Source organism: Paenibacillus sp. P4_A9, from assembly GCF_056402415.1.
Genome location: NZ_JBFUHL010000034.1, coordinates 18,267 through 44,442 on the forward strand (window position 1 = coordinate 18,267; position 26,176 = coordinate 44,442).

The 26,176-nt window shown below is 40.2% G+C and carries 18 protein-coding genes; 1 reads left to right on the forward strand and 17 read right to left on the reverse strand.

Annotation, left to right across the window (positions count from 1 at the left end; translation table 11 throughout):
• Window positions 1-28 precede the first annotated feature (28 nt).
• The 5 genes from AC1DVJ_RS19965 to AC1DVJ_RS19985 all read right to left on the reverse strand — a co-directional run bounded on the left by AC1DVJ_RS19965 (window position 29) and on the right by AC1DVJ_RS19985 (window position 6,686).
• The gene (locus tag AC1DVJ_RS19965; RefSeq protein WP_477592971.1) at window positions 29-1,696 is read right to left on the reverse strand and encodes an ABC transporter substrate-binding protein; all 1,668 of its coding nucleotides are present in this window, start codon (window positions 1,694-1,696) and stop codon (window positions 29-31) included.
• Between the two features lie 89 nt (window positions 1,697-1,785).
• On the reverse strand, window positions 1,786-2,694 hold the full coding sequence (locus AC1DVJ_RS19970) for a carbohydrate ABC transporter permease (RefSeq protein ID WP_477592972.1): 909 nt from the start codon (window positions 2,692-2,694) through the stop codon (window positions 1,786-1,788).
• Between the two features lie 11 nt (window positions 2,695-2,705).
• Window positions 2,706-3,596, reverse strand: a complete 891-nt coding sequence (locus AC1DVJ_RS19975) for an ABC transporter permease (RefSeq protein WP_477592973.1) — start codon at window positions 3,594-3,596, stop codon at window positions 2,706-2,708.
• Between the two features lie 113 nt (window positions 3,597-3,709).
• Window positions 3,710-4,828, reverse strand: a complete 1,119-nt coding sequence (locus AC1DVJ_RS19980; protein ID WP_477592974.1) for a GntR family transcriptional regulator — start codon at window positions 4,826-4,828, stop codon at window positions 3,710-3,712.
• A 1,708-nt stretch (window positions 4,829-6,536) separates the two neighbouring features.
• Window positions 6,537-6,686, reverse strand: a complete 150-nt coding sequence (locus AC1DVJ_RS19985; protein WP_477592975.1) for a hypothetical protein — start codon at window positions 6,684-6,686, stop codon at window positions 6,537-6,539.
• Between the two features lie 436 nt (window positions 6,687-7,122).
• Here AC1DVJ_RS19985 and AC1DVJ_RS19990 point away from each other — a divergent pair, with 436 nt between their 5' ends.
• Window positions 7,123-7,932: a hypothetical protein gene (locus tag AC1DVJ_RS19990; RefSeq protein ID WP_477592976.1), complete on the forward strand. Its 810-nt coding sequence runs from the start codon at window positions 7,123-7,125 to the stop codon at window positions 7,930-7,932.
• 234 nt (window positions 7,933-8,166) lie between these two features.
• Here the strand turns inward: AC1DVJ_RS19990 and AC1DVJ_RS19995 are convergent, their stop codons facing one another.
• The 12 genes from AC1DVJ_RS19995 to AC1DVJ_RS20050 form a co-directional block, all read right to left on the reverse strand.
• Window positions 8,167-8,784, reverse strand: coding sequence for a TraX family protein (locus tag AC1DVJ_RS19995; protein WP_477592977.1), 618 nt, complete (start codon window positions 8,782-8,784; stop codon window positions 8,167-8,169).
• Between the two features lie 43 nt (window positions 8,785-8,827).
• Window positions 8,828-9,736 carry a tyrosine-type recombinase/integrase gene (locus AC1DVJ_RS20000; protein WP_477592978.1) on the reverse strand — a complete coding sequence of 303 codons (909 nt, stop codon included), beginning with the start codon at window positions 9,734-9,736 and terminating at the stop codon, window positions 8,828-8,830.
• Window positions 9,737-10,020: 284 nt separating this feature from the next.
• Window positions 10,021-10,674: a hypothetical protein gene (locus AC1DVJ_RS20005; protein WP_477592979.1), complete on the reverse strand. Its 654-nt coding sequence runs from the start codon at window positions 10,672-10,674 to the stop codon at window positions 10,021-10,023.
• 198 nt (window positions 10,675-10,872) lie between these two features.
• Complete coding sequence (locus AC1DVJ_RS20010; RefSeq protein ID WP_477592980.1) at window positions 10,873-15,345, reverse strand: coiled-coil domain-containing protein; 4,473 nt, start codon at window positions 15,343-15,345, stop codon at window positions 10,873-10,875.
• Window positions 15,345-16,094 (reverse strand): DUF6063 family protein, encoded by a 750-nt coding sequence (locus tag AC1DVJ_RS20015; RefSeq protein WP_477592981.1) that lies wholly within the window; start codon window positions 16,092-16,094, stop codon window positions 15,345-15,347. Before AC1DVJ_RS20015 ends, AC1DVJ_RS20010 begins: the two co-directional genes overlap by 1 nt.
• A 2-nt stretch (window positions 16,095-16,096) precedes the next feature.
• A complete protein-coding gene (locus tag AC1DVJ_RS20020; RefSeq protein WP_477592982.1) occupies window positions 16,097-17,608 on the reverse strand; it encodes a hypothetical protein in 1,512 nt (503 codons plus the stop codon).
• Window positions 17,595-18,650 carry a Wadjet anti-phage system protein JetD domain-containing protein gene (locus AC1DVJ_RS20025; protein ID WP_477592983.1) on the reverse strand — a complete coding sequence of 352 codons (1,056 nt, stop codon included), beginning with the start codon at window positions 18,648-18,650 and terminating at the stop codon, window positions 17,595-17,597. The genes AC1DVJ_RS20020 and AC1DVJ_RS20025 overlap by 14 nt, the downstream gene beginning before the upstream one ends.
• A 247-nt stretch (window positions 18,651-18,897) precedes the next feature.
• The gene (locus AC1DVJ_RS20030) at window positions 18,898-19,650 is read right to left on the reverse strand and encodes a helix-turn-helix domain-containing protein (RefSeq protein ID WP_477592984.1); all 753 of its coding nucleotides are present in this window, start codon (window positions 19,648-19,650) and stop codon (window positions 18,898-18,900) included.
• A gap of 217 nt (window positions 19,651-19,867) precedes the next feature.
• A complete protein-coding gene (locus AC1DVJ_RS20035) occupies window positions 19,868-20,443 on the reverse strand; it encodes a helix-turn-helix domain-containing protein (RefSeq protein ID WP_477592985.1) in 576 nt (191 codons plus the stop codon).
• A gap of 406 nt (window positions 20,444-20,849) precedes the next feature.
• Window positions 20,850-21,845 (reverse strand): hypothetical protein, encoded by a 996-nt coding sequence (locus AC1DVJ_RS20040; protein WP_477593011.1) that lies wholly within the window; start codon window positions 21,843-21,845, stop codon window positions 20,850-20,852.
• Window positions 21,826-23,871 carry a glucosaminidase domain-containing protein gene (locus tag AC1DVJ_RS20045; protein WP_477592986.1) on the reverse strand — a complete coding sequence of 682 codons (2,046 nt, stop codon included), beginning with the start codon at window positions 23,869-23,871 and terminating at the stop codon, window positions 21,826-21,828. The genes AC1DVJ_RS20040 and AC1DVJ_RS20045 overlap by 20 nt, the downstream gene beginning before the upstream one ends.
• Window positions 23,872-23,954: 83 nt before the next feature.
• Entirely contained in the window at window positions 23,955-26,144 is a 2,190-nt protein-coding gene (locus AC1DVJ_RS20050) for a hypothetical protein (RefSeq protein WP_477592987.1), read from the reverse strand.
• Between the last annotated feature and the right edge of the window lie 32 nt (window positions 26,145-26,176).

A 26,176-nucleotide genomic window follows, 5' to 3' on the forward strand; every position in this document is an offset into this window, starting at 1 on the left:
TTGGTGAGATGTTTGCTGTGTCAACAATCTATTTCTTTCCGACTTTCTTATCGTAAGCTTGCTGATAAATGGAGAGATACTGCTTCAAGCCCATACCATCCAGTGTCTTTACATAATTATCCCATTCCTTGTTAATATCTGCATCGCCATTAATAAATTTGGCTTTCATCGTCTGCATATATGTGATGAGATTCGTTTCCACTTCAGCCACTTGAGTTGATTCATCCTTGGTGAAATATAATGGCGGAACAATCTTATCCACAATTTGTTTGTAAGGATCATAATTCACCTTAGTAACGTCATAATACATTTTTTCTTTGTCTGGGTACGCCTTGACCGTCAGCCCTCTGTAATAGTCCTTATCCGTCAGATAACCTAGTCCCAACCCATCCCATGTACGGTTTTGTGTGCCCGTTACCGGATTGATCACCGTATACACCGATTGCTGTTCGTCACGACCCTTATCACCAGGTTTCGCCATGTCCCAGTCCTTACCCTGAACCCCAATATTTGCGCTGATACCTACTTCTAGTTTGTAGAACGCATCCGCCCAACGTATGGATTCCGCAACGTGCTTATTCGCTTTTGTAATCATAAATTGTCCGTTACTTATATTGTCATATGGCACATAGGTGGCCGTCATTAGTCCAGTTGGTCCTTTTAACGGTTTGATCGGCTGGAAATCGACCCATCGTTTGCTTGGGCTGTCGACAACGGTAAACGAAGATGGAGAATGTGCCGGTGCCGCACCCAGAATCGGAACATCCGGATTTTCCGCCATTTTCTTTAAGCTGGCTCTGTCCTGAGTAAGGGATTGTGGAGCTATCAAACCTTCCGAATAGAGCTTATGTAAGTATATTAAGCCGTCTTTCCAACCCGGTTTGTTGTAAGCGACATCTATTTTTCCGTTTTCCAATAACAATCTCTTTGTGGAATCATCATAAATAAAGGCGTTCATCAGAAAGACTTCAACTTCAGACGGCGCTGAACCAATTGCAGCAGCTAACGGAATTTCATCTTTCTTACCGTTGCCGTTGGGATCCTGATTTTTAAACGCGAGCAGCATTTGCTCGAATTCGTCAGGTGTAGTCGGTTCTTGCAGGTTCAATTTTTTTAACCATGGTTGGTATACATACATTTTGCGGTCCAGCGCGCAATGGAAGCAGTCATTTACTCTAGGTAACGAATAAATATTGCCCCCGGGAGCAGTAATCGCTTGCTTGATTTCTGGTCTTTCATTGAACATCTTTTTTACGTTGGGAGCATTTTGCTCAATTAAATCCTGCAGTGGAATTATGACCCCTTGGCTGCCATACAACATTTGCTGCGCTGGTGATACATCTAGGTTCAAGATCACATCGGGCAAATCGCCGCTAGACAAAGCCAAATTTAATTTTTCCTGCAAGTTTTTCGGATCTGCAATCGAAAAATCGACATGAATGTTCGTTTTTTCTTCTAACCACTTGGTAAAGCCATTCGTATTGAAATCCTCTACATCTGGATTGCCTTTCATTAATACTTTCAGTGTGATCTTGTCTTTTACAATGGGAAATTGGTCATTGGCCGTTACCGCATTATTCGGACTGCTCGTGCTGACAGAACTGCCCGCCTCGCTGGTCTGCTTGTCGCTGCAACCGGCCAACAATAGTGAAAGCGCAAACATAATCGTGAAGCACAGGATATACATTTTCCTCATATTGCACAATCCTCCTTCTATTTTTGTGATTCGCCCCACACCGTTCTCCGAAAGATGTCATAATCTCAGTTGACTTCTAGACAAATTAGTTATCCCTTGATTGAACCGATCATCACCCCCTTAACGAAATATTTTTGAACGAAAGGATAAATAATTAGAACAGGGAGGGAAGCCACAATGATGAGTGAATATTTCAGTAAATCGGCCAAGCTTTGTCTAGCGAGCATGTTTTCCTCGTTGACTACCATACTCGGATCGACTTGATTTTGGATAAGAATACTCCGTAAAATTAACTGTAACGGAAACAGTTTTTGCTTATCTAGATATAGCAAAGCATCGAAGTAGGAGTTCCAGTTGTGGACCGCATAGAACAAGGTAATCACGGCTATTATCGGACCTGATAAAGGAACGACGATTCGCATCAGAAAGGTCAGGTCGTTACACCCGTCGGTTCGTGCCGCTTCCAGCATTTCTTGGGGAATATTCGTTTGAAAATAAGTGCGTGTGATAATGACATTGAACACGCTCAATGCAGAGGGGAGGATCATCGCCCAACTGGTATTTAGTATCCCGAGATCCTTCACGACCATATAGATGGGAATCATCCCCCCACTGAACATGATCGTAAAGATGAATAATAGCATGAAAAAATTTCTGCCGATAAAATCTTTGCGCGAAAGCGGGTAAGCAGCCACAATTGTTAGGATTACACTAATTGTGCTTCCGACGATCGTGTAATAGAAGGAATTGGCAAACCCTCTCCAAATCAATTTGCTTTCAAACACCGCCTGATATCCCTTCAATCCGAATTCTACAGGCCATAGAAAGACTCTACCGGACACCACTGCAGTAGATGAGCTGAATGATGCGCTAATGATGTAGATAACTGGATACAGCACGCTCAGGAAGAAGAGAGATAGAACCAAATAATTAACCAGATTAAACATCTGATCAGATCGAGCTTCCCTGATTTTTGATGGCTTCGGTTGGATATTCATTCGTTTGCCTCCTACCATAGGCTTTCCTGACCTAACTTCTTCGAGATTTGGTTGACGCCGATCAGCAGGAATAGATTAATCACATTACGGAACAATCCAATAGCCGACGCATAGGAAAAATCAACCACCTGGGAAGTAAGCCCAACCTTATAAACGTATGTATCGATTACTTCGGAAGTTTGAAGATTTAACGGATTCTGCAAGAGATAAACTTTCTCGAAGCCAATCTCGAGCATATGTCCGACATTCAGAATCAAAAGGATAATCGCGATAGGCAAAATTCCTGGAAGATCAATATGCCACATCCTTCTCAGCTTGCTGGCCCCGTCCATGACAGCTGCTTCATGCTGGGCGGGATCGATCGTTGATAGCGCTGCCAAATATATGATGCAGTCGAAACCAACGTTTTGCCAAACCCCCGACCAAACATAGATGCTCTGAAATAAATCCGCTTTGCCTAAATAATTATCCGGGCTTCCGCCAAACAGTTTGACAATTTCGGCAACAATCCCAATGCGCGGGTCAAGAACTTGATAGATAATGCCGACCATCACAACGACGGAAATAAAATGGGGAAAGTAAGTCACCATTTGAACTGTCTTCTTGAAACGGATGTTAGTCACATAGTTCAAACTTAGTGCAAGAATGATGGGAAAGGGAAAACCGGCGATTAATTGATAGAAGCTCAGTGCGACCGTGTTCCGGATAACTGGCCAGAATTGGTAGGAGTGGAAAAACCGGTTGAAATAGTGGAATCCGACCCAATTACTTTCCCATACACCCTTTATCGGAGAAAAGTCACGAAAAGCGATTTGAGCTCCATACATTGGGATATATTTGAAGATTAGTAGGTAAAGCAAGGGCAAGAGCATGAGCAAATAGAGTTGCCAGATTTTCAACATTTCCTYCGATAGTGATTTCTTTAGCTTCGATGATCCCGGCGCATTCTGTTGGATTTCAACGCTTTTCAAATGCGATCCCCCGTTTCTATTTCTTGTAATACAGATTAACTTAATCAGTACATTTCTGTAATACCAATTAATGTACCGTTAACTCTTTCACTACTGTCCCTGACTATCAATTCAGGATGAAGGATGACCAGTTTGTTTCTGCTGACGGTCTCTCCTTTGATCAATTTGAGCAGTATTTCAACCGCTTTCAATCCTATTTGGAAGGAGTCGAAATTCACAGTCGACAGCTTTACCGGGAGTTTCTCACAAATGTGGTTATTACCGTAACCGATCAGACCGATATCTTTTCCTACCTTAAGTCCTTGGTCCACTGCAGCTTCATAAACACCCGCAGCAATTTGATCATTGAAGCAGAAAAACGCATCCGGTCGTGGGTGATTCGACAGAAGCTCTAATGCCTCCTTGTACCCTGGCTTTTCCTCCGTAAACGAATCTCCAAAAAAGACTAATTGTTCCTCCAGTTCGATCCCCGCTTCGCCTAAAGCCGAAATGTAACCCTGATACCGCTCAAGTGAAGTGGAGTATAACGGACTGGAAATATAAGAGATTTTTCGATAACCGGACTCAAGCAAGTATTTTACAGCCATATAAGCTCCATAGTAACTATTGGTCGTTACTAAGGGGGCATCCACCCCAAAAACGCCCCTATTGCAAAACACAAATGGAATGTTCATGACTTCTAGTCTTCTGAAGGGGGAGTCATCCGCTTTCTTGTCAATGACTGGAACGATTATGAGGCCCTGAACATTGGAATCAATCAACTTATTTATGTAATTGGTTTGTTTTTCCACTTTGTTATCCGTATTACAAACGATAAGATGGATTCCGTTCTGATTTGCAACATCTTCAACAGCACGCAACAGGGCGGGATAAACATCATTCATGATATCGGGAATCACCAGCCCCCAGGTAGAACTACTCATTAGTGCCGAAGCAGACTGAATATGTTCCGCTACATAGGTACCGCTTCCATCACGTGCATATAAATAACCTTCTCCGATCAGTTCCGAGATCGCTCTTTCGATCGTTGTTCTGGCCACTTTAAATTGTGTTACCAACTCATTGCGTGAAGGAAGCCGTTCATGCGGTTTTAATGTTGTAATCAATTCTATTAATTTACTTTTCACTTCAACGTACAGTAATGAAGATTTATTGGGTTCCATTCCTCTCTCCCCCTATTTACTTATCACACGCTAGTAACCTTACATACTGATTTAATACCTGTATTACAGGTAAATCATAACCCATCCCAGAATATGGTGTCAATATAAAAAATACCGCCGAAAATCAGATTGTTTTGTTTCATTTACACCGACTCATCCTATTTCGCGAACGTACCCAGTTTCAAAAAAACAAGGATGTTATAGCACGTTAGACTGGAAATTCCTTTTCGACATTTTCCCGGTTTTTCATAACAAGGTTCTACTATGGAGTCTAGAAGTTGATACTTTCGGACACTTTTATGCTACTATTTTTTCACCTTTAAAAACCACAACCGCTTTGTCCGAAAGTTAGTCTAGAACAACTTGTATGAAAGTCTTACATACTTTTCGACACGAGATAATACATGGAGTTTTGTCGGATATGAACGAGTAATTCGATAATTAATATCCATACCATGTTTTTACTAATCATTTAATAACTGTCAGAATGAGGAGCCTCGATAGCTCAATATATCATCGGTAGTTTATGGCATTAGTTTCTCGTCCTGGCCTATGACTATTTCTATTCAAAAAAAAATAAAGTTGCAGAACTAACTGCAACTTTTACTTATATCCAATCTATTGCTTCTACAATATCGAGATTAAATTCATCCAGGAACAAATTGATTAAATACTTACATTCTTCATTTCCACCCCAGTAACTCGATGACATGGTAATAGTATCAAGAGCTCTGCAAAGTAAAATGGTCATGACCTCGTATATATTCATAGTCTGAAAATACTCGTTATCACTAAAGGCTGCACGCGGCAGCCTTTTAAGGTTTGTTCAACCATCGTTATTCTTTAATTCAAGAGAAAACTGGTTATATACTATCCCATTTTCAGTTTCGTTAACTGACAGTAAAACAATACAATAGATGGCTTTTTTTATTCATCTCCTATGTTGAATCATAAGTTGGCCATAAGTCACTTTTTGGTAAATAATATTGCCACGGGTACAGAATATCGACTCTATTTATACAAAAATAATAAAGCACCTGCAAATTATGATATGAATTAACCCCTAGAGAGCATATCAATCAATCTGATGAAGCTTATTTAATCAGCATTTAAAGGCATTTTTTTAATATTGCAAACTAATACTCCATTTGATTACATTTTTATGGGTTAAGTCACAATGATATACTTATCAATTTCTGCATAGGAGCTGCATTGTATGTAGGTGAATAGTTTGTGGGCATGTCTGTAACATCCATATCGTATCGGTTAGAAATTTCTTCTAGCGTGGTTGTTAGAGTAAACCGTCCGCACACAGTACTGATCACCTCAATCCTTTGGCATATGTTTGTGTGATAAGCGAGCTTTACCTAAAGTGAAAATAGATCAAGTTGTTCTACATTACTCGGTTCTGGACTGATTGTTGTTTCATTATTATTATTCCCAATTGCAGGGGAGGAATTACTAACAATAATATTGTCCAGTACTTCTTCTGTGGCAACTTCAATAGTGGTGCTGAGTAGTGGTAGTGTAAAGATTTGTATACAATGACTGCAAATGTACTGATAACCTCTCTTTAATGAAAGGGCTAATGATATACGCTTTTCAAGATTTAATATATTAGATTGGGCGCATTGGCCCAAAGAGAATCTCGCAAAATAGACACCTCGCTAAATGGATAAATTTTTTCTGAAGGAAATCAGTGTTGCTATTAAATGTCTTCATTAATAAGTAGGTATGCTTCCATGTCAATATCAAAAACGATAATGTTATCGCTAACGTCAAAAACCATATCATTAATTTGAGTGTGGTCGAGAACCAATTCTTGTCCGTTCCCTTTATGCTTTACTAGATGTTTCATCCTGCGATCCCCTTTCGATTGATCGACCCTAGAGAAAGTGGCCAGATTGAGTTATCTTCTATTATATCACTATCATTTGCATACGTCTGTCTGTGAAAGGTTGGCAGTGGTTCCTTACTCCTCCGAGTTAAAACATTGATCTAGGAATATGATATTGGTGGTGTAACCAAGATTGATTGTATATACTTCGCTTGTCATATCTTAAGCGGTAATCAATCACCTTTTCTCAGTTGTGTGAATTTGCTAATACTGGGTACAGTTAACTGAGCAGCATTGGAATGCAACATTAAATTTCATGCTGCTCACTTTCTATATGCTGTTATAAACGCGGTTCATACCGGGCACTCACACTTTACTCAATTTTATAAATGTTTTCAATATCATAATCTTAAATTATAATTATATATAACTTATTAAAGCAGGTGATTGATTACTTATGGATACAGAGAACAGTGATTCTTCTCATCGAAAAAGGGAATGGGATCAGAAAAATGAAATGGCGGTTAAAATCGATGGTAAAGGCAAGAAAATAGGCGACATCGTAAGAATTTATTTATCTTACATGGAGTCTGGGTTCAATCTTTCTTTAGAGGAAGCGGGTGCTTACCTGGGCTGCTCTTATGTATACGTATTACAGGAATTTAAACCGAAAGTGCCGCACATTAACGTCACCTCGATTATTCGCAAGGCTATTCGGGAGTCTGAGGAATTTGCTGATCTCTCCGCGGATACTATCACTCTGTTACAAAAACGGATTTTACTTCACCGATCATCATTTCAGGAATTTCTTCAGCTGCATGTTCAGCGCGAACACCGTTACGATCTTCTTACATATGAGGCTTTTGAATCAAATGCTATGTTTGAAGGGTTTGCACAGTTGGCTGGCAGCCAATCTAAACTAGCTCTCTTGGCTGAGGCATCCTTAAGCTTGTTTAAGAAAGAATTCCAATTGCATACGATATTACTTTCTGTGAATGAGATTCCAGACAAACTTTACAGTCTTCAAGAACTAAAACATCATTTTATGTATAATCATAACGCGCAGGTCTATAATTTATTGCATAACAAAGGAGTAAATAAGTACCGCTATGAGGGGATGGTTCGGTATGACTTAAAGGAGATCGAAGCAAATAAGGATATGATTCCGATTCCACAAAGTTATAACATTGCGGAATGTATTGAGCCTATCATTGCTCAAGCCTGCATAGCTTTCGAAATGCGTCGTGCTCTAAAAGGATTAAAGTAAATGGCAAAAGACATTTCGTATATGTTTCCACAAAGAGCATTTGGCCACAATCATGACATCGATCTGCGACACAGCAGATATGCGAGCAGCAGTTACGAACACCACAGGACGGTGGAACTATGGAATTCGCACACACATACAAGCATTGCGCTCCCCAATTTGAAATTTTCGATTATCCATTGAGATTCAAGTTCCTTTCAATTAAAGGTGTTGAAGTTTTTCAATACCTTCGATTTATCTAGGCAAAAAGTTTAACACCAACCACAGGAACAATAAATGGGCTGGATAAAAGCTCCTCCATAGCCATTTAGGCACTTGATACTTCGGTGAAATCACTTGTTGGTCTGAAGGCACCCAAGCAAGCGCCAATGTTGGAATGATACTCCACAATTGAAGTGGTGTATGGAAAGCATAGAAAGCAAAGAAATTGATTAAAGCATGTAAAAAAATTGCTTGGAAACCACGAGAATATCGGTAAATCGCGACTAGCAGCAATGCGTAGGAGCCGTAATCAGTTCCAAGAATATCAAGGAATATTCCCGCTCCCATAAACCAAAGTAGTTTTGTCAGTAACTTATCTGCAGCTTCTACACGGTACAAAGCAAACACAATTATAGTAAACGCGGCAATGACATTAATTGACTCATTTTTGAACAAGAGCGTATATGGTAGTTGAGATATGATTGCGAGGAATAATAAGCGAATCATATACTTTTGGGGGTCACGAGTATACGACATCCCACTTGCCACACCGAAGGCATATATTGGAAAAGCTATCCTTCCAATGATCCTCCAATCGGGGATATTCGGAAACCAGACATAACCTATATGATCGATGATCATTGTAATCATTGCTAGCCACTCCATAAAGTTCCCCCTTTATTGTCTTGATAGATTAATAATTAACTGGTATTCTCGGACGAATCTTCGATTGCGCCGCTACTAACTGTTCATTATCGACGTGAGTGTAAATTTGCGTAGTTGAGATATCTGAATGCCCTAGCAGTTCCTGCAGAGTACGAAGATCTGTGCCACTCCGGAAGTGTTGAGTTGCAAAGGTATGCCTCAATTTATGGCTGCTAATTTTTTTCTCTTTAAGTGTTGGGCGATCTTGTTTAATAAGGCTTGACGTTCGATCGATTATACTTTGTATCGTTCTACGTCCAATCCTGCGTCCTTCTTGTGAAATGAAGAGAGCTGAGGAATCTCCATCCTTGGGCTGCACCCTCTCCTGTAGATATTTTTGGAGTACGACTGCAACACTATCATGAAGCGGGACTGATCTCCATTTTCTACCCTTACCCATAAAGTGAAGTGACGGCTGTTCGCCAGTTTGAAAATGCTCGAGGTTTATAGAATGTACTTCACTTACACGTAGACCCGCATAGGCCATCACAAGACAAATGGCAAGGTTACGGAGTTTGTGTCTTCCATCGACGTATTCCAGGAAATCCGTGAGCTCCTCCTCGTTCAAAAATACAGGGGACTTGTTCTTTTCAACTTTTGATTTGGGCACAGTGATGGCCGGATTACCAGGGATCTTTTCAAATTCGAGTAGAGCCTTATAAAAACATCGTATTGATGAAATCATGCGGTTAATTGCTCCATCACCAGCGCCACGATCTCGCATTACTTTTTGAAATCGCATAATATCGACTTTAGTTACAGATGTTGCCGGTACCTTCACATAATCGAGGAAAGTGATTACTTCACGAACATATTCATTTTGCGTACGTGAGGTGTAGCCACGATTCTGAAGATAAGTTTGGAAATCGTCTATATCTTGTTCATAGAAAGACTTCAAGTGGTTCACCTCTAAGCTTTTCAGTAGAGTAAAAAAAGGCGTTAGATCGAATAAAGTTGCTAAAAAATATAATCAAATGAGCTTAACTAATATTAATGTGGTAAGGCCGCAGACCCAAATACTCTCTAAGCCGACAATCACTCTATGGTTTCTTCTTGCTTTTTCTTGACCGCTAGTTAGAGAGAGTGAATATATATTAAACCCCAAAATGATAGATATTACTGTGAAAACAACCCAACCAAACGGATACAATTGTTAATCCTCCTAATGGAAATTGGTTACTTCTATTCAGATGACTTACCGCCTTCCTCAGACTTCGAATGCTGAAGCTTGGCAATTTCTTCTCGAAGTTTATCGCGTTGCTCGTACTGTTCGCGGAGCTTCACGGTAGCGTCCTCGCGTTCCTTTTCTAATTTCGCTTGATACTCAGTCCGGATGCTCAGCAATTCACGTTCTTTCTCCAATTCCTTACGCTCCGAAAGTCTTTCCAGAGTTTCCTTATGACGTTCCTCAACTTCCTTGTGCTTCTTTTCATTGTTAGTATCCGAAGTTAAGAGATCAGACTCCAAAACTACAATACGACTCGATTGTGTATTGGCAATTTCCGATAACCTGTATACTTCTGCTTTCAAAACCTTGTTCTCATTCGCCGCTGCCTTGTACTCGTTCACTATTTCGGAAAGCGTCGTTATTTCTTGTCCGCGTTGCTCCACAATCAAGCCCTTATCACGGACTGACTCTTGTAGTTGCTCTATTAGCTTCGCCTGAGATCCATTTTCTTTTGTGAGTCGGCCTAATTCGTCAGACTGAGCCTTTAATTCTTTCTTAAGTTCGTATATCTCTCGCTCTTGATTAAATATAACATCGGCGCGAGTTGCTAACACCTCTGAATGCTGCTGGGACATATTAAGCCGCTCTGCCGCTTCCGTATTAATCATTCCGATAAATATTTCTGTGTTCCGACGTGTATGATATTCCAACTCTTCGATTTGTTTGTAAAACTGTTTACATAACAAATGTTATGTAATGTAACGTAACTAAATAAAAAAAGAAGAAGGTCTAAAGTCTAATGACAAGAAATTAAGATAAAAACCCGCTTCAAAATGAAGCGGGTTTCTATTAATATAAGCTTTCTGTTAAGAAGTAAATTCTAATTGTTGAAACTCCACTCTGTTCCGAATGTGCCTACTAGATACAACAACTTTTCTCTTACCAGTACCATCAGATTCAAGATCCAAAGCATAATAAGATGGAAACCTCTCACTTACTTCTAATTTAACCAATTCAGGAGGAGCAACAACAATCCATTGAATACCAAGGGCATCTGCTACTCGAAAGATTGGGTCAAGGACATGCTCAGATACGGCATTAGCAAATGGGTTGTCGTTGATAAGCACAGAGCGTTTCGCTTGTTTATCACGGCGCCTTTTTTGCGTTGTAATCATGATCGACAAGAGCGTGAAAGCAGCAAGTCGTTGTCCTCCACTACCTGTCGATTCCTCATCCGATCCTTGCAAGAATACTTCCCAATCCTTGAAATATTTTTCGTAAGGCTTGTCAACCCAGAATGTATTCTCAATGTTCATGTTATAAACCTGCATCGTTGGAAAAGTATAATTATACGCTGCATAGACCACATCACCAGGGTCTAAACGTTTACCTAAGTCACCCTTGTTGAGCCTGCTAAATTCAACCTTTTTATCCTCGATAAACCGAAGTGTTTGACGAAATAGCTCTTTCATGCGTGATTCAATTTCTTCAATCCGCGGCATGCTTTCATCCTTCAGCTTCATCAGAGGGAATGAATAACTATAGCGATTCCGGATCGACATGCCTTTTACCATCTCACTTATATGATTAATGATTTGCCGGCTATGTTCTGTCGCAGTTTGTACCCATCTGAGCTCAGCCTCTTGTGCTTGGTTAAGATTTGCTTCCTCACGTTCAAGAATGCCTTCATAGATCGTCTTAGCTTCAGAAATTTTTTGTCGAACCTGAACTGCCTCATCCATGACAAGAAGACTATCGAAAAAGTCATCTCCGTGCTGTTTCATCTCATCATCCCACTTGGCTTCCTTAATCTTCTTCTGAACACCCTTCACCGCTTGAAAAGACGAAGTTTTAATGACACCTAGTTCCTTGTCTAATTCAGATGACTTCTTAACCCAATCCCTTACAGCACTCTTTGCATCCGTACCTACCTCAATATACACATCCCGAGGTACGCGATGGTTGCTTTCACTAAGGTGCTGCAACGCTTCGCTGGATTGCTCCCAAATCGATTTTCTCCTCAAAGTTTCACCAATACTGGTTTTAGCACTCTGTAACTTTTCATTTGCCTGGGATAACTTAAAATTGAATTCCTTATGCTGATTTTCCACATCAATACCGCTTCTATAGTCTACTTCCCATGGTTTGAACTCATTTTCAATTTCATTCTTTAATTTCTCGGCGTGTGTGATCATCGTCCGCTCTGAACCTTGTAAGTCTGATAATTGAACTTCATACTTTTGCCTTTTCAAGTCAGCTTCCTCAAAATCCTCTTCGTGCTGCTTGCGTCGTAGCTTCAATACGTCAAGTGATTCTGTTGGCGTGACTTTCTTTTCCCACATTTCATTTAAAGCAAAAAGCTCACGTCTTTTCTCCTCTTGTTGGTGTACATAGACTCCTTTAAAAGTTTCGAGTCTCGTCATTTCAACACTAGCCTGCTCAAGCGTTTGTTGGCAAACTCTCCAGTTACTGAAGTACACTTCTATACTCGACGGGATTGTTGGCCAATATGCAGGCGGGAAAATACTTGGTACATGTGATTGAAAATCAAATGCAGGTAAAGCAGGAATTGCTTCTCGAAAACGCTCAAGCTCCGGTTGTATGCTATTCTTCCAATCAGAATATAATCTCTTCTGCTCTTCCAGCTCTTTCTGTGCTTCCTGTTTATTATCGGTGATCTTCYGGATCTTAGCCTTGGCCAATTCCTCGTAGGCACTAAGTTCAGTCAATTTTTTCTCATTTAACTTATGATCATTCCAAGATTTGTCCAACTCTTCAAGTGCGATCTTTTTGTTTTCAATATCTTTTAATTCTTCTTGTAACTCCTGCAGAGTATTGCGCACTCCGGCTATCTTGTTTTGAAGAATTTCAATCTCGCGTTTATGTTCACTAATCAGCATTTTCTTGCGCTCACATACTTCTTCAAGTGCCTGACACTCTTCCCCCAGTTGTTCAGCGCATTGCTCAGAATCCAGCGCTTTTTCAGTAAATTTAAGTGCGCTTTTAAAGTTATTTAAATCAGCGAAAGCATGTTTTAATTTATTATTTCGCCGCTGCAGTTCTTCTTCCGCTTCAATTAAATACATTTTCAAAGCCTCAGGACTAAAACCAATTTCATCGGCTCGATTGGATACCGTAATGAATGATGGTGAAGACAAGCCGTCGATAATCTCAACAGAAAATAGTGGAACGGGATGGAATAGGACACGGTTTTTAAAGGCGGCAAGACGAAGCACCTGTTCTCGCTCCTTCTCCAAAATAATCAGTCCGTATGGGAGGAATATCGCATTTTGTTTTAATCGCTCCCGCTCCGATTCAGATCTTTCTTGTATAAACTCTGTTCCCAAAAGACAGGTATATCCGTGACTTTTAATAGCGTCCCTTAATTGTAGGATGGTTGGATTGGGCACCCAAAAGCCACCTTCAGTGATCATATTCTCACTTTCTAAACGGCGTATTTCTTCTTCTTCCCGTCTTAGAGCATGTTCCATTCGTGATGCCTCAGCTGCTAACTCAGGAAGTTGTTCCTTTAACCAGGACACGTATTTCTCTTGATGCCATGGTAGCTCCGAACCTGAGAAGGGCTGAAGCTTAATGGCTGCATCCACTTCGAGCTTCAACTGTTTCATGTAGATATCATTAAGTGATTGTATAACCGCTTCTTCCTGTTCTACTTGAGTTTCTAGCTTCACGTTGTCACGTTCAAGATTTGCACACTGCTGACTTAACTGACCGTTTAGATCCTTTTCACATTCAAAACTCTCGATGCATCTTTCAAGGTCCTCTACCGTCAATTTAATGAGTTGAGGTAAAGTATAGGTATTGTTTACATTGTACCTAGCTTCCATTTCTTTCAACTTACTTTGGAATGATCTGATCTTTTCTTCTATGATTCCAATATCTTTACTTATTTTTCGACCCTCTCCATGTACCTCATTAACCTCATTTTCAGCCATTTGGATATTCGTTCCTAGTACACTTTGATATCCAATTGCATCATTAACTGTTTGACTGAGATTTTGAATTAGGCTTGGCCATTCCTTTTCAATGTTTTGTTCCATTTCCTCTTGCTGTGCTTTTACATCTGTGAGCTGCTCCCTCATCATTAAGGACTTGATTTGGGAGATCGTATTCTCTAATTGTCTTGAGATATCCTCATATTCCTTACGAGTAATTGCGAGCTCTGCTTCTTCTTTTAGGTGTTTCTTTTCAATCGCATTCGATTTTACCGTCTCAACAGTTGCTTTCAACTCACGAATTTTCTTTCCGAGATCTGATAGCTTATATTGCTCTTCAATGTATGTCAGGTTCTTTAATTGGAACCTTGCATCTTTCACATCGTCATCTGCAGCATGCCTTTCTATCTCTAAGGTTGCCAGGTCACGCACAGCTTCCTCTATGCGCTCTATTAATCCGGATTTTAGATAGCTGCCTCGTTTAGCGTGATTATTCTGCTCCCTCTCCGAATCCTGCAACTTCAGGTAAACACCATCAACTTCTTCGAGCATACCAAGTAAACCAGTCATTGCTGACTTTCTTGAAAGAAGTGTATTTAAATTATGCGCAATCTTGGCAACCTCAATAAAAAGTTCTTTTAGATCCCGTCCGTCTCGACCCACCAGCCGGCGAAGATTGGATTCAATGGATGGAATAATCACGTTCCGGAATAGACCGTCATTATGGTCTGCACCTAACTTCTCAAAATGAATCGTGGTTCCAGCTTCATTTTGATTCATATCGAACATTTCTTCCCACTCATCAGCGAATATTCCATGTTCTTGCAAGTAACCTCTAAATTTACGAAGATCGTATTCACCGTATAATCGGATCTGCTGAGGAAACTCCCGAGCATAATCCTCCCATCTACTCAGCGGCCATGACTCTCCTGTCTCCTCATCCCAATATGGGAGTTTGGCAAGTCGGTGATCACTTGATGAATCACATTTAATTGTGAACAATTTATAGTAGACATCTGTTTTGGGAGCATTATCACCATCTTTAACTCTTCGAGCCGAAATCGCGATGCCCGTAACAAGAAATCGTTCTTCGGCACCATCAAGTTTCCACTCAAGAGCCGAATATAATGTGTAAGGGTTAAAACCGCTACTTGAATGAAAAAACTGAGAAACCCGTCCTTTTCCTTTTTGCCAATCCATCATCGGCTTAAAAATTTGAAAGATTAGCTGCAGAATAACCCCTTTCCCAAAACCATTTGGCATGGTAGCCAGTGCATGGACAAGGTCTGTATCATTTGCGAACGATAGATAAAGGTTATCCATAAAAAATTGCTGTTTATTGTATTTAACGTTTGTTGCTCGATATGCATTAATTGCACTCATTATCTCTCACCTCGTTCTGTTGCTGAATCGATTAATCGTTTCCACTCCTGATAACGCTGCTCACTATGATAAAGCAGCTCCACTCTCTCGTGTAACGCTTCTAGTGCGGTTACACGTTGATCCGATATTTTCACCAGCTTTTCCTGTTCAAGAAGTCGCAAAGCCATGTGCACAATACCAAATTTCGTCCTGACGTTCGGCCTGAGTTGCTCATCTTCATCAGGCTGCAGTTTTGTTGTGTCCCATAGATTAATCAATTGAGACATCGCAATCTTTTGTCTCTTTCCAAACTCGGGATCATTCTCAAGAAGCTTATCCCAATATTCAAGGACTTCTGATACGCGGGTCGTTAATTCCAGATATCGAATTCCACCATACAAATTGATATGCGACCCTTTAACGCTCTCGCCGTCTACTTCACTTAAATAAACCATGATGACGAGATGAATCATATAGAGTTCAAGCCTTGTTTCCACTCTACCATCGTTTTTACGCTCTTTCATCTGGTCTTTCATCTGCGTAAAGTTTGTGGCAAAGATTGATCCTTTAGGCTTTGTCACTAAGTGTACATTCATGTTGCCAACAAGCACTTGAGTGCTGGATGTATCTGCAAACCGTTTGACGAGTTGCTGGATGTTCATATCGCGGAAATAATTTTCTACAGTCGTATCACCCTTCTTTACCACTTTGTTCTGCAGCAAATGCAAAAATATACTATGTGCTTCATGAATCTGACTAATGTCGTACATGCCTAGCCTCCATTATGTTCTTTAGGAATTAGTGTTAATGTAAAAGGAGAAATACTTACTAAATCGTTTTGAATACGTTCCCCGCCATCGGTACGTACTCTAATTCTATATTGATTTGTTATTTCTATCATTCGGGGGTCACGCTTTACGATTTGTTGTAATAGCACGGCCCGGTCGTCTTCATACTTGCGAACCGGTGATAGGGACGATTTTAATTCAAAATCTCCATCACGGAATTTCATCCACATCTCTAAGGCGTCGAGCGTCCAATCCCCAATATGACAATCACGAAGCGCACAGGTCTTCTGATTGTCCTCTAGAGCCTCCTTGAATACTGGAGTCCATAAGTTTGCAATGGCATCCCAATCGATTGGCACCCTTTTTGTGCTTTTTATCACGGGGGTATCTTCTGTTTCCTCCACGGCGGTTGCAACCCCGGTATCTATTTCTCCCACATTATGTTCATCCCATACCCAACTGAGCGGATAGATGAATTCTTGCTTCGGAGAAAAAAGTGGTTCCAGTATACGTTCAAATCCATCTTCAAAAATAAACCCTTCGGAGAATATATGCTTCTCCCATATATCCTTTACAAATGACCGGTTATAGTTCAAAAGCCGTTCAATCTCTCTTTGCAAAGCTATTTCTTGAGAATAGTTCTGCACTACAAGCTCGGTTAAGTTAGAATGTTCTCCTACACACTCATCCACTTTTTCCTTCAGATATTCAATATCCCGGATAACTTTAGGATCCCTCGTATCTTTTAGCTTCTCGTGTAAAATGTTGTCCATCTCATAAAAGAGTTTTTTTTGTTCCTGAAACTGCTCCTGTAGGCTTTTGCGACGTTCCGTGTGTTCTCGCTCTTTTGAGAAGATTGATCTTGGGTCTCTTCGCATCCGTTTAGCGTAATCTCTCTCCTGCGTGGCTTTAGCACGGACCGCAGCTTTCACGTGATCCAGGTTACCAAGTGCCTTCTGAAAATTGCCTTTCCGAATGAAAGACAACGTATATAACTGCTGAATCTCGATGCCGAACTCGTCAGCCATTTCAAGACTCAGAAAGATCAATTTTTGGCCAGATTCAGATAGCTTCCAGATTTGAGCGTCAGACTTGGAGCGAAGCATAGCCTCGGTATCTTCCGTAAGGTATAGGAAACGCTCTTCCTCAAACGATGATGTAGATTCGTTGTAATACGATGAAATAAATGGCTCACGATACTGACCGATCCCGCTGGAGAGAAGCGCATCTGCTAGCCGTTCAATAAAATCTGAATTGGCTTGAACGCCAACCTTAACCATGATCTCTTCAGCAATCTCTTGTAAATCACGATCTGTACGTTCTGGGTTATCTCGCAGTTCGCGGTAAAAGATTTCAAGGAGCATTAAGAAGAGGATATCTTTATATACCTTGGAATATTCGGTCGGTATTTGAATCCCTGTCCCGAATTGGAAACATGGATTTAATGTCTTCTTGCGCTCGTGGTATCGTTCAAAAATTTCCTCATAAATAGCCATGGACATACTCCTTGCATATTGTTTCAAAATTAACTGCTTCTTGCGGTATCCGCCTATTAGATTTCCATAAATCATTTATTACACTGCTTGTTTCATCATCAGTCTGAAGGCGTGATATGAACTCCTTAACTGCATTAGATGTAAAATCACCATTGGCCGGTGTCGTTTTAGTATGATTCCGTATCATTGCCCGATAAAGGTTTGCAGCTGGCAGAAGTGGGTATTCTGGATAGTTCTCGCACAGATCTAAGAATATGGATAGACCGTATGGATCTAAGTCTCCAACATAATAGATCTTCTCTGGAGCCCCGATTTCATCAATAAATGGAAAACTACGCGTAATGTGATATCCCTCACCGTAGATCAATACATCCACCTGTAAGTCATAGATATGATTAAATTTGATTAAAGCACGCTTAATGGTATGGAAAGCTGATAAATTTTCCACAATCAGCGCTTGTTTGAATGAAGTGGATTGGGGATTTTGCCAAAAAACAAATGGCTCCCCATATGATTTGGCACATAAGTCTTCTAAAGTAATGCCGATACGCTTTAAAAACTTATCCCCATCTTCTTTTTTATCTAGCCACTTTTCCCACCCGAATAGTTCATAAGACCGTTCTTCTTTCGATACAAATGTTCTTGAATCGCGAGTTTGTAAAAACTGAAGTACAGCTTCAATTCGATCCCATTCTAACTTTGTCTGCATTTCTGGATGTCGTTTATAGTATGCTACGTTTAGATTTCCTACTTCAGATCTGATAAACTGTAAATCATTCCATGAATCGTTTACCTCAATGGTTCGTTTCTTCCACTTTAATGGCAAACTAGGGACCTTGCCGTTTTCATTGTTTGCTTTGAGAGGTATTATCTCATCTTCATCTTGAAGCTTCTGAATCTCTTGATAAAATTCAAGGTATCCACCAGCTCTTTCATATTTATCTAGGCCGCCGAACATTTGCATGACTTTATCTTCAAGATCATGTATTGTGAATTTATGTTTAAATTCGCCTAAAAAATTGATAATTGAATCACGTATCAATAATGCAGCCCCCAGTTATTATAGTATTCAAATATTGTACCATATAATAGGAAAACCAATTTGATATACATCGTTAGCAAAAAAAGGATAAGACTAAAAGAACGGCAAGTGCGCCGTTCCTTTTTAAAAAAATGTATATATATAGTTCAATATACTACTTTCTATCCTGATGCGAATATTTTTGCTATAACGAGTGTAGTGATAGGAATAGCATTTGAGAAGAACAGTGGCCGGTCTTGTATGAACACTAATTTAATGTTTTTCTCCATACAATCTCATCCATATGATAAGTTGAAGATGGACAGTTTTCATATTTATGCACATTAAATAGAGAAGATTGAGTGCCTAATGTAAAGGAGAACTCCGATGGTAAATTGGAATAGGTATTTGAGTAGTTATCATCTTCTCTTTCAAAATCTTGATCTATGATGAAACAGATTTCGTTAATATTTAGTTTCCGAGCATAGATTTCCAATACTCTTATGAGAGCGTCTTTTATAAGGAGTTCATTTTGTAATTCACTATTAACGCACACATAAAAATTGATTACTTGCAGCCTTGATATTGCATTGGCTTCGGATACGCGCAAATTTAAGTCGAGTTGTATCGAACTTAATACATATTCATTTTTTATAGTAGCAGTTCTATACTTACTGGTAGGGGTAATGCTACACGACACGCCAACCTCAAGGAGTAATTGCCTTAAATACTTAATATTTTCAGGACTAAATACTTGATGCAGCATAAAAATAGGTCTTTCCTTATTTGCTTCTGAAATTCTATCATAATCTAAGACAGATGGATTATCCTCTATTAGGTCTTTTATATTACAATCCAAAGCTTGAGCTAAAGAACGGAGGCTTTCCAAACTGGTATTTCGTTGAGGGTTATTTATTAACTTTCTAATGGTATTAATTTGTAAATTACATATTTTATCTAGTCCATATTGTGATATTTGTTTTTCCTCCATAAGTTGTTTCAGGTTGTTTTTGAATTCCATTCCGCTTAACCCCTCTCATTTTTATATGTAATTTAAGTATACAAGCGAGGAACGGCCGGTAGTAGATACATTTTAGTGTAGGGGTATTATGGTAACATTAGAGAATTTGAATCTCCTTCTAACCCGCTTTAAATCAAATTCTTTGTTATATTAATGTGACACGATCAAGAACATCCGCCTTATCCGCTCTGTATCATAGAAAGATAAGATACGTGGTTCAATTTGTATTTATCCAATTAAATTTAAGTATCATAGGGTTATTTTTCGAATATATATCGATTGATGCTGTAGTCAAATTTTGGTCTTTTTTTACAAATTGACCCCCGAAAATCCATAACCCATTTTCATCCATCAATTTTATTTCTTTCGTTAAGTCGTTCTCTATACCAAACTTCTCTCCAATTTCAAGATCACTCCATATATCTAATATATCAACAACATTAGACAAAAAATTTTGAGCAAGATGAATCAGTTCCTCATTGTTACAATCATAATAATCGTATGCTAATTGATCGGAAGAGCAGACTATTTTAACAAGTTCTCTGCCATTCTCAATTCTATGGAGTAAGCTAGCATTCTCTATCGACTTATCAGTACTACTATCCATTTTGTTTAATTTTTCTAAGTTTGTTCCTAAAGCTTCCATAATAGAAAGTAAGGTAGCATTTTGAACATTGCCAGTTGATTCAAATCTTCTAACTGTTCTCTCACTTATTCCTGCGATTTCTGCTAATTGTTCCTGTGTCCATAGTTTTAATTCTCGAAGTTCTTTGATTTTTAATCCGTTATGCATGGGGTTACCTCTCTTTCAAACCTTCATTTGATATCAGTATATACCTAAGTTTATTAATATATAAGGTTAGCAACAGGTCAATCATAGGTCATTTTCAGGACAGTTGCTCGCAGGGAATTACCAGGGTTACTAGTTCTAAACAGTTTTAGATTTCAAAATCGGGCAGCCATCGTAAGTAAAGATTAAGATTGACACCATTATTTAGAAGAGAGTGATCTTACGAGAACGTAAAAAAGACATAACCGCATGCGGTTACGTCTCTTTTTATCCTCCATCATTATGCAATATAATCATCCTCATCTATGCAACTCTGGTCCCCGCTTCTCTGACTACTACAGATTCGAAAGTGAAACTGATTAACATGTATATGATTCATCCATTCATTCTCTCAATAACATCTCTCATATCAAGGCTGCCGCACAATACTTTTAATGTACCAGTTACCTTTCCCTGTTGTGGCATTGTTGATGATGTTGTCAAGTAGGACGGTATATATCTGATTCCCACCTTTTTTCATTTTTAATTGAACTTTAAAACTCTTCTCTTTTGAGTTGCTGGAATCAATTGGAGTTGTAACATACGACAACATATCACCAGGCTGATAGATTTGAACGAATCTTTCCAATACTTCGCGTGAATCTCTACCCTTTTGATTTGAGATGGCGACCATCAAAATATTGGGATCAAATAGAGCTGCAGCACCATCTAATTTCCCCTCATTGATTAATGTTAAAAATAGATCGATCTTATCTGTTGGATTATTTGGCTGCACAATTTTCGATTGATCCACTTTACCTGCATTCACATCAGGAATCTTGCTAATGTCGGTAACATCATCCTGGTTGTCTTCAGCCTGCTTAGTAATTAACCAAAATTGTTCTTTTAGGTGACTATCCTCTACAAGTAACTTTAACTTGAACGAATAACTTTTAGTTTTAAAAGATTTAAACTTCACAGAAACATTGATATTTGCTTCGTTCCCACTAATGGTTACTCCTATAATTTCTAGGTTAGTAGCTGATTTTTCAGGAAACAAAGTTACAAATTTTTCAACTGCAGCATGGCCGCTCATGCCTTTTAGATTCGATGTATATTCAAGTAGTGTATTTGGTTCAACTAAGCTAGATGCGTTATTAATGTCACCATCGTTGATGTATTGAAGATACCTAGTAATTACTTGATCCGGCGACTCCTCTTGTTGGATTTCATCACCGACAACTGGTCCGCTGTTTTGTATCTGCTCTGATGATAATTCATGTTGTTGCGGCGTTGTCAATGAAGTAGATGATTTTGGGATGTGGCTGTATATAAGGAGGCCGATAATAATTACGAGCCATAGTCCACCTATTCCGATTGCCCATTTCATTTTCGCTTCGCCCCCTTTATTTGTGTAGATAGCCAATTGGGTTCACTGGCGTATAATTTTCTCCAACTAATACCTCAAAATGTAAATGGACACCATCCGAAAGACCCGTTTGGCCCATAAGGCCAAGGGCTTTCCCCTTTTTAACTTTTTCATCGATCTTTACTTTGAGGGTTCCTGCTACCATATGGCCATAACGGGTACGAATGCTATTCCCATGGTTAATAAGAACGCTATAACCATAACCGTCATTGCGGTCACCTGCCCATTCAACTACGCCGTCTTCAACGGTATATATAGGGTAGCTGAGGTTATTACTCCTATCATCAGGGGTTCGAGAAATATCTTGCCCTTTGTGCAATGCTTCCTTCCCTTTCGTATTATCGTATCGCCAGCCATATGGGCTACCTAGAATAGCCTTTGTGAGGGTCGGGAAGATCCAAGTTGTACTACCTGGAATTACAGGAGCATCTGCAATTGATCCGCTGGAAGAGCCATCACCATAACTGCCACTAGCATTTAAGATTTGAAAGGCATCGATAAAAAAACCGTTGTATCTACCTATTAATGAATGACTAGGATCATTTTCATTGATCGATAACATGGCCATACTTGCATCATCAGTACCAAAGTCTAGTTTCATGAGGATTAAATCAAATTTCGAAAAATCTGGCGTTCCACATCCGGAAAATAGTCCACCGGTAATATCACCGATTGGTCCTGAATAGCCCACATCTTCGTAGGGCTGACCTGTTGCTGGATCAGTACCTTTATCGAGATCGTATTGGGTCAAGTTGTACTCGTGAATCAATGACCTAAGATTATAGGCGTAATTAACATCGGTAGCATAGCCTGCAACTTGTAACCCATTCGCAAAAGCATACGGGTTTTTTAGAGATAGTATAGGCTTATATCTGCCATTATCGAGCAAAAATTGTGAATGTCCATGGAATCCTTCAGTAGCATTCGCATAAACTCGGAAATTCGCATTTATAATAGATTCATTCCCAAACCTATCTTGTTCCTTTGTTTGATATTGCACAACGGGACCTGTCCAGCCATCTCCATTTTGCGCTTTAATTCCAAAGAAATTGTAGTATTTTGATGCTAACTCGCTGGGTTGCCAGCCACTTTCTTGGACTAGTTGAGCTAAAGTGACGGCAGCGGGAACGCCGCTTTTTTTCTCTTCCTCCGTAGCAGCAGGACCATATAGTATAAAAAGGGGATGAGATTTGCCTGAAGGTTGTCCTTCTACCGTTCCACTGTTTGCCGAGCCAGTAGATGTTGATGGCATCGTGCATGCTTGTTCGTCTCTGACCCAAAATGTTTTAATGACCGTTGTGTTACCTGAAGATGTAGTCGAAGTCTCTTCATGATAGCTAATGTTTTCAATTCGATTCCAGGCGTGAGCTGTAACCAATAAATTTACTGACTCTTCGTCTTTGCTCTCTGATCTATTGGTTGTAGTTTCGACTTTAAGTTTTCCATTTTCGTCATAAAGCGGTTCCCCGTCCTCATCCAAGATCTGTTTTTCCTCAGTCGTTTCGGTTATTGTAACGGTTGTATTTGTAAACTTCTTATATGTAAGATCCGGCTTCAAAGCGGAAGCAATGGGTTTAGGATCAATATCAGTATTTTCCAGATTATTTCTAGTAATTCGAATGTTATCAATAGCTTGAACAACAAGCATAGGCGGTCGATACTCCGGCAAATCAGACGTCTTGACGATAGCTGATTCATATTGGCTTTTGAGCTTCTGTGCCATATCACCGCTATCATCGTTGCTCAGCCAGCCAAACGATATAGAAACATATATGATGCATCCACCAACTATTATTATTAGAAGAATAACGATTAACGCAGGAATTCCTATATAAAAAAGAACAACCGCTATTAATTTAGCAATTAGCTTCATTATCAACTTTGCTAACATTTTTATCAGTTTCTTTGCGATTTCTTTTAGTACTTTTTTAACCATCTCTTTGGCATAGTGTTTACCGGCCTCTAGGGCTTTTCTTCTCATCGAAGGAACTGAGGACTCTTCTTGATCGTTGTGTGCTGCCATTCTCGGAATATCCCCCCCGAATAAAAGCCCCCCGTCCGAACTGACGAAGGGCATTATATAATTAAAGATGGTTACCCGAAGGATTAAGACGGTTGCTCCTGTTTCTTAGGGACAAAATTCCGGCGTCTTAAATCAACTGAAGCATCCTGTTGAGATGGACTGATAAACAGGTTGGCATCCATTGTCTTGCCGCTATAGGCCGACTTACCTTGATCGTTATGTAAATAAGAAGCATTGACATACTCAACCTTGGATCCTCCGTCTTTACCTGCTCCTTCCGTACCTGGAACAGTGACAGCTTCTTTAATAGGAGTTAATCGCACGGAATTCCCATTACCTTGTATTTGATAAGGAGTAACAACGGTTGATCCCTTTTGAAGAGTTGAGTTACCACGGCCTAGATTTGAGATAGGCTTAAATTCACCTGTTGATGCGTCTTGAACAGCGAGTACGCTTGAGTTTGCTGTTTCTAATGCGTAAACTGTGTCCACTTTTCCTTTATCTCTCATTTCCGTCAAAGTCGAAGGGTTCAATTTTCTTCCTGCTTTGGAATTACGAGCCATGCTATCGCCGATTGCGTATCCGCCTCGTCCGAATACCATCTCGCCAACTGTACCCGCCCTTTCAGCAGCACTTTCACGCTTCTCGGCATTAATATTTGATTTTTGTTCTGGTGTAAGTGTCTGGGGATTACGCTTTGCTTCTACTTGATCTAGGCCGCCCTGGGCAGCGGTTGAAGCAGCCTTGGCAGTTTTGGCGGTCCAATCACCATCTCTATTGGTCATTTGCCCATAGGCATTACTGAAGTTCGAAGGGAAATCCGCAATTCTCTTTTCGACTGCCGCAGCGCCTTTGCCAGCGGCTTTACCTCCCACGTATCCAGCTACGCCTGACCGATAGCCTGCCCCATCTCCTACGGCCTCTCCAATCTCGCCTCCGATGTATGCACCCGCGCCACCCATACCTGATCCTGCAAATCCAAATGCAATTCTTCCTGCAGCTCTGCCGAAGCCAGCACCAATCTCACCAGCTGCACTCAGTTTACGTTGGTGCTTTGAAATAGGACGTCCAGATCCGAGATCTGCCTCACTTCCTCCGTATGAGGCTCCAGACGTTCCGCTTCCGGCCATGTTACCACCCATACCTCCCATACCAGGTAGCCCACGACCTCCTCCGGATGACTGTTTATCCGTTGGCATACCTTTTGAAGCTTTATATCCGTTACCTAAACCCTTTCCGACTGACATCATGCCTTTTGTTAGGTTCATGATGCCTGCTGCTCCTACAAGTGTGCCTGCGGCCGCAAGTTTCCCGCCAGTTTGCGATGTCGCTCCGAAAATAAATCGAATACTTTCAGATATGGGGATAAACAAGCAGAGTCCGACAACCATTTGGAACCAACCCATCTGATCATCTATTAAATGAAAGTAAATCCAATACAGGACTGCGTGAATCGCTTGTGCAATAATCTGTGACCATAGTTCTTTCCATGCTGTGAAAGTAACCCCATGTAACATGGGATAGAACATACAACTAATCCATAGTGGTGCAAGAATAACCAGAATCGCAATCATAAATTTGCGCTGTAGATAGAATACTTCCCACCAGATGGATACCCCGCGAACGGTTAGAGAACACGCAGCGCGTGCAATTGGAGAAGTCAGTTCGCTCGTATTTTGACATAGGCTGTTCATTTCCACCCGGCTGGTAATATTCCGTCCATCATTTGGAATAGCGGCCCCTCTATTATCAACAACGACTTGGGGGGATTTTAAATCGTTAAAAGCCATCTTCACAAAGCCGTTATTCAGTGAAAATAACGAGGATGCAATTGGGAAAAACTGTGCAATCATGATGGTAGCTACCACTGTTTTTACTAAGGCATCATTGACTTCGAATTTTAGCGTAGATGAAATCCTGCTATAAGAAAGTAGCACGCCTGATTTAAGTACTGAGAGACAAATGAATGCGAATGATAATCCTGCAAACATCCAAAATCCACGGTATATGACTGTATTAAATTGCGTTGTCGTAAACATTCCCCAGACTGATCGATCCTCGCATGACTTAAAAAAAGTCCCCGCGATCCCGCAGCCGTTATAAAATATGTGATCGGCAGGATCGTGAATTCCGCCTAATACTCCAAGCAAGAAATCGATAATCCATGTAAAAGGTGCCGTATACCATGGATCGCCACTACCTGCGAGTGCGACCGGGGCAAAGATTGATGAAACTATCGAAACCAGTCCCAGAGAGATTATTAATCTCTTCATCTTCTTTTTTTTCCTTTTTAATCCCTTGGGCT

Excerpts from the sequence above, each read along its gene's own strand:
- AC1DVJ_RS19965 (WP_477592971.1), bottom strand. The coding sequence starts at position 1,696 with ATGAGGAAAATGTATATCCTGTGCTTCACGATTATGTTTGCGCTTTCA.
- AC1DVJ_RS19970 (WP_477592972.1), bottom strand. The coding sequence starts at position 2,694 with ATGAATATCCAACCGAAGCCATCAAAAATCAGGGAAGCTCGATCTGAT.
- AC1DVJ_RS19975 (WP_477592973.1), bottom strand. The coding sequence starts at position 3,596 with ATGTTGAAAATCTGGCAACTCTATTTGCTCATGCTCTTGCCCTTGCTT.
- AC1DVJ_RS19980 (WP_477592974.1), bottom strand. The coding sequence starts at position 4,828 with ATGGAACCCAATAAATCTTCATTACTGTACGTTGAAGTGAAAAGTAAA.
- AC1DVJ_RS19985 (WP_477592975.1), bottom strand. The coding sequence starts at position 6,686 with ATGAAACATCTAGTAAAGCATAAAGGGAACGGACAAGAATTGGTTCTC.
- AC1DVJ_RS19990 (WP_477592976.1), top strand. The coding sequence starts at position 7,123 with ATGGATACAGAGAACAGTGATTCTTCTCATCGAAAAAGGGAATGGGAT.
- AC1DVJ_RS19995 (WP_477592977.1), bottom strand. The coding sequence starts at position 8,784 with ATGATTACAATGATCATCGATCATATAGGTTATGTCTGGTTTCCGAAT.
- AC1DVJ_RS20005 (WP_477592979.1), bottom strand. The coding sequence starts at position 10,674 with ATGATTAATACGGAAGCGGCAGAGCGGCTTAATATGTCCCAGCAGCAT.
- AC1DVJ_RS20015 (WP_477592981.1), bottom strand. The coding sequence starts at position 16,094 with ATGTACGACATTAGTCAGATTCATGAAGCACATAGTATATTTTTGCAT.
- AC1DVJ_RS20020 (WP_477592982.1), bottom strand. The coding sequence starts at position 17,608 with ATGGCTATTTATGAGGAAATTTTTGAACGATACCACGAGCGCAAGAAG.
- AC1DVJ_RS20030 (WP_477592984.1), bottom strand. The coding sequence starts at position 19,650 with ATGGAATTCAAAAACAACCTGAAACAACTTATGGAGGAAAAACAAATA.
- AC1DVJ_RS20035 (WP_477592985.1), bottom strand. The coding sequence starts at position 20,443 with ATGCATAACGGATTAAAAATCAAAGAACTTCGAGAATTAAAACTATGG.
- AC1DVJ_RS20045 (WP_477592986.1), bottom strand. The coding sequence starts at position 23,871 with ATGGCAGCACACAACGATCAAGAAGAGTCCTCAGTTCCTTCGATGAGA.
- AC1DVJ_RS20050 (WP_477592987.1), bottom strand. The coding sequence starts at position 26,144 with ATGAAGAGATTAATAATCTCTCTGGGACTGGTTTCGATAGTTTCATCA.